The sequence below is a fragment of the Pseudochelatococcus lubricantis genome, from assembly GCF_011762225.1.
In the GTDB taxonomy this organism is placed as follows: Bacteria; Pseudomonadota; Alphaproteobacteria; order Rhizobiales; family Beijerinckiaceae; genus Pseudochelatococcus; species Pseudochelatococcus lubricantis.
Map to the genome: position 1 here is coordinate 266,890 of NZ_JAASQI010000004.1, position 12,852 is coordinate 279,741.

Annotated in this window: 9 protein-coding genes; 6 read left to right on the forward strand and 3 right to left on the reverse strand. The window is 67.3% G+C overall.

All coding sequences use genetic code 11. The features are described from left to right. The first annotated feature begins 133 nt into the window (after positions 1-133). From FHS82_RS10515 to FHS82_RS10530, 4 genes are all read left to right on the forward strand, one after another. Complete coding sequence (locus FHS82_RS10515; RefSeq protein ID WP_166952146.1) at positions 134-1,078, forward strand: alpha-E domain-containing protein; 945 nt, start codon at positions 134-136, stop codon at positions 1,076-1,078. A gap of 82 nt (positions 1,079-1,160) precedes the next feature. Continuing rightward, positions 1,161-1,898, forward strand: coding sequence for a proteasome-type protease (locus FHS82_RS10520; RefSeq protein WP_166952150.1), 738 nt, complete (start codon positions 1,161-1,163; stop codon positions 1,896-1,898). Between the two features lie 201 nt (positions 1,899-2,099). Continuing rightward, on the forward strand, positions 2,100-4,310 hold the full coding sequence (locus FHS82_RS10525) for a circularly permuted type 2 ATP-grasp protein (RefSeq protein ID WP_166952153.1): 2,211 nt from the start codon (positions 2,100-2,102) through the stop codon (positions 4,308-4,310). Positions 4,311-4,315: 5 nt separating this feature from the next. Beyond that, positions 4,316-5,203, forward strand: a complete 888-nt coding sequence (locus FHS82_RS10530; RefSeq protein ID WP_166952156.1) for a transglutaminase family protein — start codon at positions 4,316-4,318, stop codon at positions 5,201-5,203. Positions 5,204-5,308: 105 nt separating this feature from the next. On the opposite strand, the gene FHS82_RS10535 is transcribed toward FHS82_RS10530, so the two are convergent. From FHS82_RS10535 to FHS82_RS10545, 3 genes are all read right to left on the reverse strand, one after another. Beyond that, entirely contained in the window at positions 5,309-7,663 is a 2,355-nt protein-coding gene (locus FHS82_RS10535) for a 3-hydroxyacyl-CoA dehydrogenase/enoyl-CoA hydratase family protein (RefSeq protein WP_208394183.1), read from the reverse strand. Positions 7,664-7,708: 45 nt separating this feature from the next. After that, on the reverse strand, positions 7,709-8,530 hold the full coding sequence (locus FHS82_RS10540; protein WP_166952159.1) for an enoyl-CoA hydratase/isomerase family protein: 822 nt from the start codon (positions 8,528-8,530) through the stop codon (positions 7,709-7,711). A gap of 146 nt (positions 8,531-8,676) precedes the next feature. Beyond that, positions 8,677-9,744: an AraC family transcriptional regulator gene (locus FHS82_RS10545; RefSeq protein ID WP_208394184.1), complete on the reverse strand. Its 1,068-nt coding sequence runs from the start codon at positions 9,742-9,744 to the stop codon at positions 8,677-8,679. 627 nt (positions 9,745-10,371) lie between these two features. Here FHS82_RS10545 and FHS82_RS10550 point away from each other — a divergent pair. Next, on the forward strand, positions 10,372-11,553 hold the full coding sequence (locus FHS82_RS10550; RefSeq protein WP_166952162.1) for an acetyl-CoA C-acyltransferase family protein: 1,182 nt from the start codon (positions 10,372-10,374) through the stop codon (positions 11,551-11,553). A gap of 37 nt (positions 11,554-11,590) precedes the next feature. Further along, positions 11,591-12,730, forward strand: coding sequence for an acyl-CoA dehydrogenase family protein (locus FHS82_RS10555; RefSeq protein WP_246225276.1), 1,140 nt, complete (start codon positions 11,591-11,593; stop codon positions 12,728-12,730). Positions 12,731-12,852 lie beyond the last annotated feature (122 nt).

Consider the following 12,852-nt stretch of genomic DNA (forward strand, 5'->3'; position numbering starts at 1 on the left):
GGCGCCGGATGGCTGAATAACTTCAATTAAAAATAAATAATCAGAAATAATTATTCGATTCTCCTTTATTTTATAAAAAAGTATATTTTTTAATTATTATATAATATAATAATTCCATCGTCAGGGGGTCATAATGCTATCGAGAACGGCAGATAATATATACTGGAGTGCCCGATACCTCGAACGTGCCGATTTTCAGGCCCGTATTCTCGACGCCTGCACGCGGCTCACCTCGCTGCCCGCGAGTTATGCCGGCGCCAGCAATGCGTGGGAGGGCGCCATTGCATCGACAGGCGGCGCGAACCTGTTCAGGAGCCTCTATGACCGCATCGATGAATGGACGGTGCGGGATTTCATCGCCTTCAACCCCGGCAATCCGTCATCCATCAGCAATTGCCTGATGATAGCGCGCAACAACGCCCGCGCCGTGCGTACCGCCCTGACCAGCGAGATGTGGGAGGTGATCAACGATGCGTGGCTGGAGCTGAAGGGCAGCACGCGGCAGGACATGGACCGCGATGAGATCGCCCGTTTCATCGCCTGGGTGAAGGGCGTCACGCAGATGTTCGAGGGCGCGGCGCATCGCACCATGCTGCGCAACGACGCCTATTACTTCACCCGCATCGGCGGCGCCATCGAGCGCGCCGACAACACCGCCCGCATTCTCGACGTCAAGTATCACCTGTTGCTGCCCGTCAACGAAACCGTGGGCGGCGGGCTCGACTACTTCCAGTGGACCACCATCCTGCGCGAGGTCTCGGCGCTGACGGCCTATCACTGGGTATACCGGGAGAGCGTCAAGCCGTGGCTCATCGCCGACCTCCTGATCCTCAACCGCCAGATGCCGCGCTCGCTGGCGAGCTGCTACGAAGCGCTCGTGCGCCATTTCGACCTGATCGCCGAGACGTATGGCCAGCAGGGAGAGTGCCAGCGCCTTGCCGGGGCGACGCTCACCCATCTCCGGGCCTCCTGCATGGAGAGCGTCTTCCAGGAGGGGTTGCACGAGTTCGTCACCGGTTTCATCGGCCGCAACCACGCGCTCGGCGACGGCATCGCCCGCCAGTATCTGCTCTCCTGAACATCCCGCAGGACGGAAACCCCTTTGCATGACGTGCGCCGCCATCTATCAGAACGCAGGGACAGATTCGGAGCGGACAGGGATGACCTATTGCGTCGGCATATGCGTGGATGACGGGCTGGTGATGATCGCCGACACGCGCACCAACGCGGGCCTCGACAACGTCTCCACCTATCGCAAGCTGCGCCTGTTCTCCGTGCCGGGCGCGAAGGTCATCGCGGTCGCCACCGCCGGCAACCTGTCCATTTCGCAGTCGGTGATCAGCCTGCTGGAAGAGGGCCTGCCCCACCCCGAGACGGGTGAGCGCGAGCGCCTGATCGACGCGCCATCCATGTTCCGCGCCGCGCAGCTCGTCGGCCGCGCTATCCAGACGCTCAACGCGGAACTCGGCGCGGCGCTCGCCAGAGCCCATGTCGCGGCCGATGTCACGTTCCTGCTCGGCGGTCAGGTCGCCGGCGAGGACATGCGCCTGTTCATGGTCTACGCTGCCGGTAACTTCATCGAATGCGGGCCGGACACTCCCTTCCTGCAAATCGGCGAGCACAAATACGGCAAGCCGATCCTCGACCGCTCGATCACTTTCGGCACCGGCCTGCACGAAGCGCTGAAGCTCGGCCTGATCTCGATGGACTCGACCTTACGGTCGAACATCGGCGTCGGACTGCCGCTCGATCTCGTCACCGTGCGGCGCGGCGCGCTCACGCCCGAGACGACCCGCCGGGTGGAGACGGACGATCCCTATTTCCGCGATCTCAGCGACCGCTGGTCGGCCGCGCTCAGGGCGGCGCACATGGCCATTCCCGATCCGCCTTATTTCTAGGCATCGGCCGACCTCTGCCCGTTCGCGCGCCAGCGAAACACGCCTTCCGCGCTCGTGAGGGCGGGAAACGGGCGCCTCCGGCGCTGGCATGCACCTTGCTTTTCCTTCACCGGGTGTAATCGTTTCCATCCCGCTGAAGGACTGCCTCATGACTGATCAAGACTTGCCGGCAAACGTCTGCCGGAACCCATGAAAGACGTCATGACCGATGCTTTGACCGATCCGTCGCCGGAGCCCCTCGCCGGCCTGCTGCGTCATTACCGCCCCGAGCCGGGCGTGCCGGACGAGATGCTGGACGGGCGCGGCGAGGTGCGTCCGATCTGGAGGGACTTCCTGTCCCGGATCGCGCGGATGAGCGCGCAGGAGCGCGCCCAGCGGATGGAGCGCGGCGACCTCTACGTGCGCGAGACTGGCATGTTCCACCGCCAGTACGGCGCCGAGGGCTCCGTCGAGCGCGACTGGCCGCTGAGCCACTTCCCGGTGCTGGTCGACGAGGCGGAATGGGAGCACGTCGCGCGGGGGCTGAAGCAGCGCGCCGACCTGCTCGAAGCCGTGCTGGCCGATCTTTACGACGGCAACCGGCTCGTCGCGGAAGGCCTGCTGCCGCCAACGCTGGTGGCGCGCAACCCCGAATGGCTGCGCCCGCTCGCCGGTGTCCGGCCGCGGTCCGGCCATTACCTGCATTTCGTGGCCTTCGATCTCGGACGCGGGGCGGACGGCGCCTGGCGCGTGCTCGCTGACCGCACGCAGGCGCCATCGGGCGCCGGCTTCGTGCTGGAGACACGCATCGCGACGGCGCACGTCTTTTCGGACATCTACACCCGCGCGCCCGTGCATCGGCTGGCCGGCTTCTTCCGCGCCTTCCGCGAGGCGTTGCAGGCGCAGCGGGGCAACGACGGCGGCCGCATCGCCATTCTCACGCCGGGGCGGCATAACGAAACCTACTTCGAGCACGCCTACATCGCCCGCTACCTCGGCTTCCTGCTGGTCGAGGGCGAGGACCTCGCCGTGCGCGACGGGCGGGTGATGGTGCGCACCATTTCCGGCCTGCAGCCCGTCTCCGTTCTGTGGCGGCGCATCGATGCGGACTGGACGGACCCGCTTGAGCTGAACGACGCATCGCGCATCGGCGTGCCGGGCCTGGTCAGCACGGTGCGGCGGGGCGGTGTGACGATGGTCAACGCGCTGGGCTCGGGCGCTGTCGAGATGCCCGGCTTTTCGGCGCTGTTGCCGCGCATCTGCGAGACGCTGCGGGGCGAGCCGCTGCTGCTCGCCAGCACCCTGGAGCACGAGACCGCGGCCCTGTCGACCACGCCGGCGTTCGTCGACGGCAGGCTGCGGCCGCGCCGGCTCGGGCTGCGCATGTTTCTGGCGCGCACGGAGGAGGGATGGGCCGTGATGCCCGGCGGCTTCGCCCGCATCGGCGCCTCCGGCGATCCGGCGGCGCTCGCCATGCAGCGGGGCGGGGCGGCGGCGGATGTGTGGGTGATGAGCCGTGGCACGGCCGACAGGCAGACGCTCCTCGCCTCGGCCACGGTCGGCGCGCAGCGCACCACGCCATACCTGCCCTCACGCGCCGCCGAAAACCTGTTCTGGCTGGGGCGCTACGTCGAGCGGGCCGAGTTCGTCATCCGGCTGCTGCGCGCGTGGCATGTGCGCCTGGTGGAGACCGGCCTGCCGGAATCGGCGCTGCTGCGGCATCTGGCTGCCTTTCTGCGCATCTATGGCGCGCCGCCGGACGGCGGCATTCCGCAGGGCCTCTCTGCCGCCGTCGGTTCCGCGCTCGCCGCCGCCGGGCAGGTGCGCGAGCGCTTTTCTGTTGATGGCTGGATGGCGCTCAACGACCTCGACCGCACCCTGCGCAAGGCCGTGCCGCGCGCGGAGCCAGGCGCCGACGCCGCGCGCATGACGGGCGTGCTGCTGCGCAAGATCAACGGCTTCTCCGGCCTTGTGCACGAGAACATGTATCAGTCGATGGGCTGGCGCTTCCTGAGCATGGGCCGCGCGCTGGAGCGGGCGCTGGCCATGGTCGACGCGCTGGCGTGGTTCGCCGAGCCTGCCGCACCCGAAGGGGCGCTCGACGTGCTCGTCGAGATCGGCGACAGCGTCATGTCGCACCGGCGCCGCTTCGCCGTCGCCACCAACCGCGACACGGTGATCGACCTGCTGGCGCTCGACCCGCTCAACCCCCGGGCGGTGCTGTTCCAGCTCCGGCAGCTCGACGCGCATATAGATGCGCTGCCGGGATCGGGGCCGGACGCGCCGCTCACGGCGCTGGAACGCGCCGTCGTGCGGCTATGCGCCGATGTCGCCACCGCCGGGACTGACGAACTCGACAGCGCGCAGCTCGCCGACGTCGCCGCCCGCATCCGCGCCCTGTCCGACCTGCTGGCCGCCGCATATCTGGGATAGGACCGATGCACTACGACATACGCCTCGTGATCGGCTACGACTACTCCCGCCCGGTCGAGGCGGGCCGGCATGTGCTGTGCCTGACGCCGCCGGGAGGCGCGGCCGGGCAATCCGTCGGCGCTTGTCGGCTCACCGTCGTCCCGCGCCCGGACGAATGGCTGAACCGGCAGGATTTCTTCGGCAACGACATGGTGGAGATCGCCTTCCGCGACGCCGTCAGCCACATGCGGTTCGAGATGGATGCCCGGGTGGAACGCCTGCCCGCGCCCTCGCCGCCCGGTGCGCCGGCCGCGCTGGCGGATATCGCGGGCGAGTTATCGGCCGTCCGCGATCTCGGGCCGCTGTCGCCGCACCATTTCATCGCGCCCTCCGCCCGCGCCGCGCCGGACGAAGCCATCGCCGCCTTCGCGCGCGACGTGACCGGCCATTGCGCCAGCGCCAGCGCCGCCGTGATCGCGCTGGGCGAGGCGCTGCACCGGACCATGGCCTACGATCCGGAGGCGACCGCCGTCGACACGCCGGCCGCGGGCGCCTTTGCCCTGCGCCGAGGGGTGTGCCAGGATTTTTCCCACATCATGATCATCGCCCTGCGGTCGCTCGGCATTCCGGCGGGCTACGTTTCGGGCTTCCTGCGCACCAACCCGCCGCCGGGCCAGCCGCGCCTGGAAGGGGCGGACGCCATGCACGCCTGGGTGCGCGCATGGTGCGGGCGGGAGGCGGGGTTCGTGGAATACGACCCCACCAACGCCACGTCCGCCGGCGAGGACCACATAACCGTTGCCGTAGGACGCGACTATGCGGATGTCGCACCCGTGCGCGGCGTCATGCGCAGCGCGGGCTGGCAGGTGACGCGCCAGTCTGTCGACGTCCGTCCGGTGACGGACATCGACTGATACCGAAGCTGCCGGTCGTCGACCGCTCGCGTGCTGGTTTTGCCAGGACACCCCGGGCGCCTGACCGCCCCTCGACGAGCCGGGCTCACGGTAGGCGTGTCTTCGTCAATTCCGCAAATGCTTTCCGGTGGCGAGCACGTGCCGGATGCGCTCCCGCGCCGCCGGTTTCGCGGCAAGGTCCAGCAGGGCCTCAAGCTCGCGCCGCATCTGGGTTTCCTCGGTTTGCGCGCTGCCGGGAAGCGCGTCGGCGCCGCCGGTCAGCACCCGCGCCAGCGCCTCGGCGATGGTGAAATCGGTCTGCGTGAAGACATTGCCGTCGCGCTTCTCGCCGGCGGCTTCCAGAAGGCGGTCATAGCCCGCCTTGCCCGCGCTTTCGATTGCCGCCCTCTCCGGCGCGCGATAGCCCGCCTCGCGCAGTTCCGCCGCGCGGCGCATGGCTGCCGCGAGCAGCAGGTCGCGGTTCATCACGATCCCGTCGCCGGCCCGCAGCAGGCCGAGCGAGAAGGCATGGCGCGCGGATTGCGACGTTTCCGCGCCCGTCACGATGTCGAAGGCCCGCCGCGCCGCCGATATGGCGTCGCCAGCGTGCTCCGCCTGCGCACGCAGGAGCAACTGCGTCGTGCCGCCCCAGGCGGGGATGATGCCCACCCTGAACTCCGGCAGCCCGATGGTGAGTTCCGCATGGGAGACGACCGTATCGGCATGCAGCGTCAGCTCGCACCCGCCACCCAGCGCGAAACCGTGCGTGGCGGCGACCACGGGGAAGGGCGCGTATTTCAGTTGCAGGTAGAGCGACTGCCCGCGCGCGATATAGGCCTCCAGCGCGCGCCAGTCCTGCTCCTCCACCAGCGAGGCGATGAATGCAAGGTCCGCGCCCGCCGAGAAGGCGCGCGGATCGTCGTTGCCGATGACGAGAGCGCTGAAATCCCTGCCGCCGCGCGCCAGCGTCTCCTCGATGAGGTCGAACACGCCGGGGGCGAGGCTGTTGAGCTTGGTGTGAATCTCGAAACAGGCGATGCCGTCGCCGAGATCGTGCAGGGAGGCCGCCTCGTTGCCCGCGATCGTGCGGCCCGCAGCCTTCACGCCCGCGAGACGGACGATGCCGGTTGCCGCATCCGCCTGCGCGCGGTAACCCCGCCCGTCCGACAGCAATGGCGCGCCGGCGGCGTTGAAGAAGCGTTCCGCCTCACGCGCACGCCGCAGCAGCGGGGGAACGGCGCGCCCTTCCCGCTCCAGACGCGCAACGATTTCCACGAGGCCCGCCTTCTGCGCCAGCGCGAAAGGACCGTCGCGCCATGCGTAGCCGAGCGCGATGGCCGTGTCGACGGCAGCCGTGTCGGCGGCGATCTCCGGGGCGCAGGCACTGGTATAGGCTATGAGGTGCGACAGCACGCTCCAGGCATAGCGGCCAAGCTTGCCGTCGTCCGCAACCAGCGCCGCCACATCGCGCCCGCCGCCGGGCAGGCTCTTCGGGTCGCAGGGGCGCTCCGGCCGATAGTCACCGGATGCGGGGTCGAACACCTCGCGCGATCTGTCGGCCGCGAGACGGTAAAAGCCGGCCTTCGCCTTGCGGCCAAACAGCCCCCGCCCGATCAACGTGCGGATGACCTCGCTGGCCGGCAGGTCGAAGGCATGCGCACCGTCCCCCGGCGGCAAGGCCTTCAGCAGGCTGCCCCAGACATGAGGCACGAGATCGATGCCGACGAGATCGAGCAGGCCGAATACGCCGGTTCTCGGCGCGCCCAGCGCCACGGCCACCGCGTCCGCCTCCTCGGGCGTCACGCCGAGCCGCAGCGCCTCCAGCGCGCCGACAGCCATCCAGTAGCAGCCGATGCGGTTGGCGATGAAGCCGGGCGTGTCGTTGCAATCGACCACCGTCTTGCCGAGCACGATCTCACACGCCTGCCGCGCACGGGCCACGATGGCGGGATCGTTCTCCGCGGTCGAGACCAGTTCGACGAGGCGCATCACGCGCGGCGGGTTGAAGAAGTGCGTGATGACGAAATCCGCGCGGAAACGGTCGCCCGCGCCCTCGACCAGCGCGGCGCGCGGAATGGTCGACGTATTGGAAGAGACGATGGAGCCCGGCTTGCGCACCGCATCGATGCGGGCATAAAGCGCGCGCTTGGCATCGGGATCCTCGATGATGGCCTCGACGATCCAGTCCGCCTCCGCAAGGCGGGCGAGATCGTCCTCCGTATTGCCGGGGCGCACCAGCGCGGCGACGGCGGGGTCCATGAAGCCGCCCGCCCTGAGCTGGCGTTCGATGCCCGCCTGCGCCGGCGCGTGGCGGGGGGCGCCCTCCCCGCCCGGGATATCGAGGAGATCGACCGGGATGCCCGCGTTGGCGAACTGCGCGGCGATGCCGCCCCCCATCGAGCCCGCGCCGATCACGGCGGCACGGCGGATGCCGGCGCGATCCAGGCCGAACACGGAGGGAGATACGATTTGCGTGGCCATGGAAACCTCTCGTGATACCGTCGTCCGCGATGTCGGCGCGGCGCTTCAGCGGCCGTGGAAGACCGGCTTGCGTTTGTCGATGAAGGCGGCGAGCGCCTGCGCGAAATCCTGCGTGCGCGCGCAGGCCGCGAAACTCACGGCCTCGCGGGCGAGTTGGGCGTCATAGCCGTTATCGAGCGAGGCACGCAGCAATGCCTTGATATGACCTTGTGCGACGGGCGCGCCACGCGCAAGCCGGGCAGCGAGCTTGCCGGTTTCCTCGTCCAGCGCCTCGCGGGGCACCACGCTGTTGACGAGCCCGAGCGAAAGCGCCTCCTGCGCATCGATGCTCTCCGACAGCAGTGCGATAGAGAGCGCGCGCCGCAGGCCCACGAGGCGCGGCAGCGCCCACGAGCCGCCGCAGTCGGGCGAGGTGCCGATGCGGCCATAGGCGAAATTGAACACGGAATCGTCCGCCGCGATCAACAGGTCGAGATTGAGCGCCAGACTCATGCCCCCGCCCGCGACCGCTCCCTTGAGGCTGCCGAGCACGATCTTCGGTGTGCGGGCGAGGTCGCCCAGCGTGGCGTGGAAGGGTTCGATCAGCGATAGCGCGGCGCCGGGCTTGTCCTGCGCCGCCTGCAGATAGCCGAGGTCCCCGCCCGCGCTGAAGCTGCGCCCGGCGGCGCGCACCACGATGACGCGCACGTCCTCGTCCCGAAGTGCCAGCGTCACCGCCTCGCGGAAGCCCTGCGCCAGCGCAAGGTCGAAGGCGTTGAGCTGCGCGGGGCGGTTGAACGTGATCCACGCCGCGCCGTCACGCGCTTCGTAGAGCACAGCCGTGTCGCGTTCGCCCGCGCCGTCGGCGGGCGTCTCCCTGGCCGTCATGCGTTTCTCCCGATCCTGCTTTTGTCGCACAGGTTTCGCGCCGGCGCATCGTCACGCGGGCGCCTCACGATTTGCCGCAAGGTAGAACGAAGACGCCGGCCCCGAAAAGGGGATGGCCGAAAATGCCGGTATTTTGGCGAGGAATGTCAGTCGCGCCCCGCCGCCTCGTCCGTCCGCGATGGCTTCACGCCGCGCCTGCGGTAGCTGCCGGGCGCGCTTCCCGTCCAGTTACGGAAAGCGCGGTTGAAGGCGGCAGGGTCGTCGAAGCCGAGCATCGCGCCGATGCTGGCGATGGACATGTTCGTGTTGAGGATCTGCGCGATCGCCACATCCCGACGCAGCGCGTCCTTGACCGCCTGGAAGTGCGTGCCCTCCTCCTCCAGGCGGCGCGCCAGCGTGCGGATGGAAAGGTGCAGCCCCTGCGCGGCGCTTTCTATTGTGGCGGCGAAACCGAGCTGCGTCTTCAGGATGTCGCGCACGCGGTGCGTCATGCGCTTCTCGTTGACGGCGACCTGAATCCAGTCCATCGGCGCGTTGCGCAGAAAGGTCGTCAGCGTCGACTTGCTCTGCCGGATCGGCAGGTCCAGATAGCCAAGTTCGAGATAGTAAGCCGTGCGCGGATAGTCGAAGAATACCGGCGCGGGATAAATGTTGGCGTATTCGGATGCGTATTCGGGCGCGGGAAAAGCAAACTCCGCCCGGCAGAACGGGATCCGGCGCCCCACGAGCCAGGACGCCACCCCCTGCAGCAGCATCAGCATCACCTCGTGCACAAGCACGTGATGCGGACCGGGCGGCGCGAGCTGGACGACGGTTATCTTGCCCAGATGATCCTCGCGGCCTAGTTCGAAGCGCAGGTCGTCCAGCATCAGCCGGAAGTACTGGCCGAACCGGTAGAGCGCGACACGCAGGTTGTCGGCGTTCAGAAGGTTGAGGCAGAGGAACTTGAACGTGCCGCCATAGAGGGGGCGGGAGAAGAAACCGGGACATTCGTCATCGAGCGCACCGGCGAGAAACCGGTAGAGCTGCCCGAACTGCGCCACGGTGACGCGCGCGCCCTCCTGCCCCAGCAGGTCCGGCGGAAGGCCAACGGTCGCCAGCGCACGCGCCGTATCCACCGATCCGCGCTGAGACGCGCAGGCCAGCATCTCCGTCATGAAGCGGATGGGAATGGTGCGCGTTTCGGCGCCGGGGTCGCGACAGTTCTCGATCATTGCTTGGTCAGCGGGACGTCCGCCGGACATGTAACGTTCCATATGGCGGGAAATGTATATATTTCGGCAAGGTCTGTCATCTGCGATGTCGACGCCGCTCGCTAATATGCCGGTCAAAATAAAGCTGATATGCGCAGGCATGTCGGGATCGGGGCATCGTGCCCGTCACCACACGGCCTGCATCTGGCAAGCCCTGCATATCCGCTGCACATCATGGCGCCTTCCATGGAACGAGGAGGCGGCAAGGGAGGTTGCATGAAGTCCCCGCACGGATCTGCATCGCATCAAGGGCCTGCTTCAACGTGAATGCCAGTGTGGCTGCACGGGTGAAGCGACGTGCACACGTTGAGACGACGTGCAAATGGGGGCGGCATGCATGCCGCGGCCTAAAGCAATTTCAGCAGGAGCGGACACCGCCTTTGCATCAGAAGCTTTTTTTAAAACAACTATATACGTCATAATTGCGTTTCAACGGAATGTAGCAGTGGCCTAGAGCGCGTTCCGATCAGATGATTCCATCTGATCGATCAGAATTCGCTCAAAATAAGGAATCTAGAATCTGTCCTGTTTCAACGTAAACAGGACAGATTCTAGCATCGGCATAACGGAACCAACTGGAGGAAGGATATGACTCGCGAAATCGTCGTCGTCGGCGCGGCCCGTACGGCCATCGGCACATTCGGCGGCAGCCTGAAGGACGTTCCGATGACGCGCCTCGCCACCGAAGTCACGCGCGCGGCGCTGGAGCGTTCGAAAGTGGCGCCCGATCAGGTCGGACACGTCGTGTTCGGCAACGTCATCCCGACCGAGCCCAACGACGCCTACCTCGCCCGCGTGGCGGCGCTCGACGCCGGCCTGCCGAAGGAGGTTCCGGCCTTCAACGTCAACCGCCTCTGCGGCTCCGGGCTGCAGGCCATCGTTTCCGCCGCGCAGGCCATCCGGCTCGGCGATGCCGATATTGCCATCGGCGGCGGCGCGGAATCGATGAGCCGCGGCCCCTACTTCGCCCTCGACGTCCGCTGGGGCACGAAAATGGGCGACAGCCGCAGCATCGACTACATGCTCGGCATCCTGCACGATCCCTGGCACAAGATCCACATGGGCATCACCGCCGAGAACGTCGCGGAACGTTTTCATGTCACCCGGCAGGACCAGGATGCGCTGGCCGCCGAAAGCCACCGGCGCGCGGCCCGGGCCATCGAGTCCGGTTACTTCCGCGAGCAGATCGTGCCGGTCGAGATCGCCACGCGCAAGGGTGTCACGGTGTTCGATACGGACGAGCACGTGCGCGCTGACACGACCGCCGACAGCCTAGCCGGCCTGCGGCCGGTGTTCCGGAAGGACGGCACGGTGACGGCCGGCAATTCCTCCGGCATCAACGATGCGGCGGCAGCCGTGGTGCTGGCCGAGGCCGGCCGCGCCGAGCGCGACGGTCTCGAACCGCTCGCCCGCCTCGTCGGCTATGCGCATGCGGGCGTCGAGCCGGAGCTGATGGGTATCGGCCCCATCCCCGCCACCCGCAAGGTGCTGGAGCGGACGGGCCTCACGGTCGACGACCTCGACGTGATCGAATCGAACGAGGCTTTCGCCGCCCAGGCCTGCGCGGTGGCGCGGGAACTCGGCTTCGACCCCGCCAGGGTCAACCCCAACGGCTCCGGCATCTCGCTCGGCCATCCGGTGGGCGCGACGGGCGCCATCATCACCACCAAGGCCATCTATGAGTTGCAGCGCATCAAGGGCCGCTACGCGCTGGTGACCATGTGCATTGGCGGCGGGCAGGGCATCGCCGCCATTTTCGAGCGGCTGTGACCGGATTGCGGCTTCGGATGACATGCAGGAAATGCCGATGACACGCAAACCGGACTGGTGGAACGAGGAACTTGCCCTCCTTCAGGAAAGCGTCATCCGCTTCCTGACGGCGGAGTACCTGCCGCATCAGGAAGAATGGGAGAAGGCGGGCATCGTGCCGCGCGTCTTCTGGGAAAAGGCGGCGCAGGCCGGCATCCTCGGCTCCTCCCTGCCGGAGGAGTACGGCGGCAGCGGCGGGACGATATTCCACGACACCGTCATCTTCGATGCGCTGGGCCGGCTGGGCATCACGGGCTTCGGCCTGCATGTCCACCTGATCGCCGCCCATTACGTGCTGGCCTACGGTTCGTCCGAACAAAAGGCCCGCTGGCTGCCGAAGCTGGCGACGGGCGAGTTCATCGGCGCCATCGCCATGACGGAACCCGGCACCGGATCGGACCTGAAGGCAATCAGGACGAGGGCCGTGCCCGATGGCGGCGACTACGTTGTCTCCGGCTCGAAAATCTTCATCTCCAACGGCATCAACGCGAATTTCATCGTCACCGTGGTGCGGACGGGCGACGACGGCGCGCGCGGCGTGTCGTTGCTCGGCGTGGAGACGGAGGGTCTCGCCGGCTTCCGGCGCGGGCGCAATCTGGACAAGGTCGGCCAGAAGGCGCAGGACACGGCGGAACTGTTCTACGAGGATTGCCGCGTCCCCCGCCACGACCTCCTCGGCCCGCAGGAGGGCGCGGGCTTCGCCCAGTTGATGGCGCAACTGCCGTATGAGCGCCTGATGCTCGCCATCGGCGCCATCGGCACGATCGATTACGCCATCGAGCTGACGAAGGCCTATACGGCGGAGCGCGAGGCCTTCGGCCGGCCGGTGCGCGCCTTCCAGAACACGGCCTTCCGGCTGGCGGAATGCGCGACGGAGGCCGCCATCGGCCGCGTCTTCGTCGAAGACTGCGTGGCCCGTTTCGCCGATGGCGGGCTCGATGTCACCACCGCCGCCATGGCGAAATGGTGGACCACCGAGAAACAGTGCGCCATCGTGGACACCTGCCTGCAGCTCTTCGGCGGCTACGGCTACATGCTGGAATACCCGATCGCCCGCCTCTACGCGGACAGCCGCGTGCAACGCATTTACGGCGGCACGACGGAAATCATGAAAGAACTGATTTCGCGCAACATCTGAAATCGCAAGTCTCCGGACACAAAGGCGAGGTGCCGCGCGCTGTGGCGGCATGGACGGCCTGCAGCAATACCGCCGAACATGTCCGGCGCCTTCGATCATATCGGCTTGAACAAGGAAGCCCC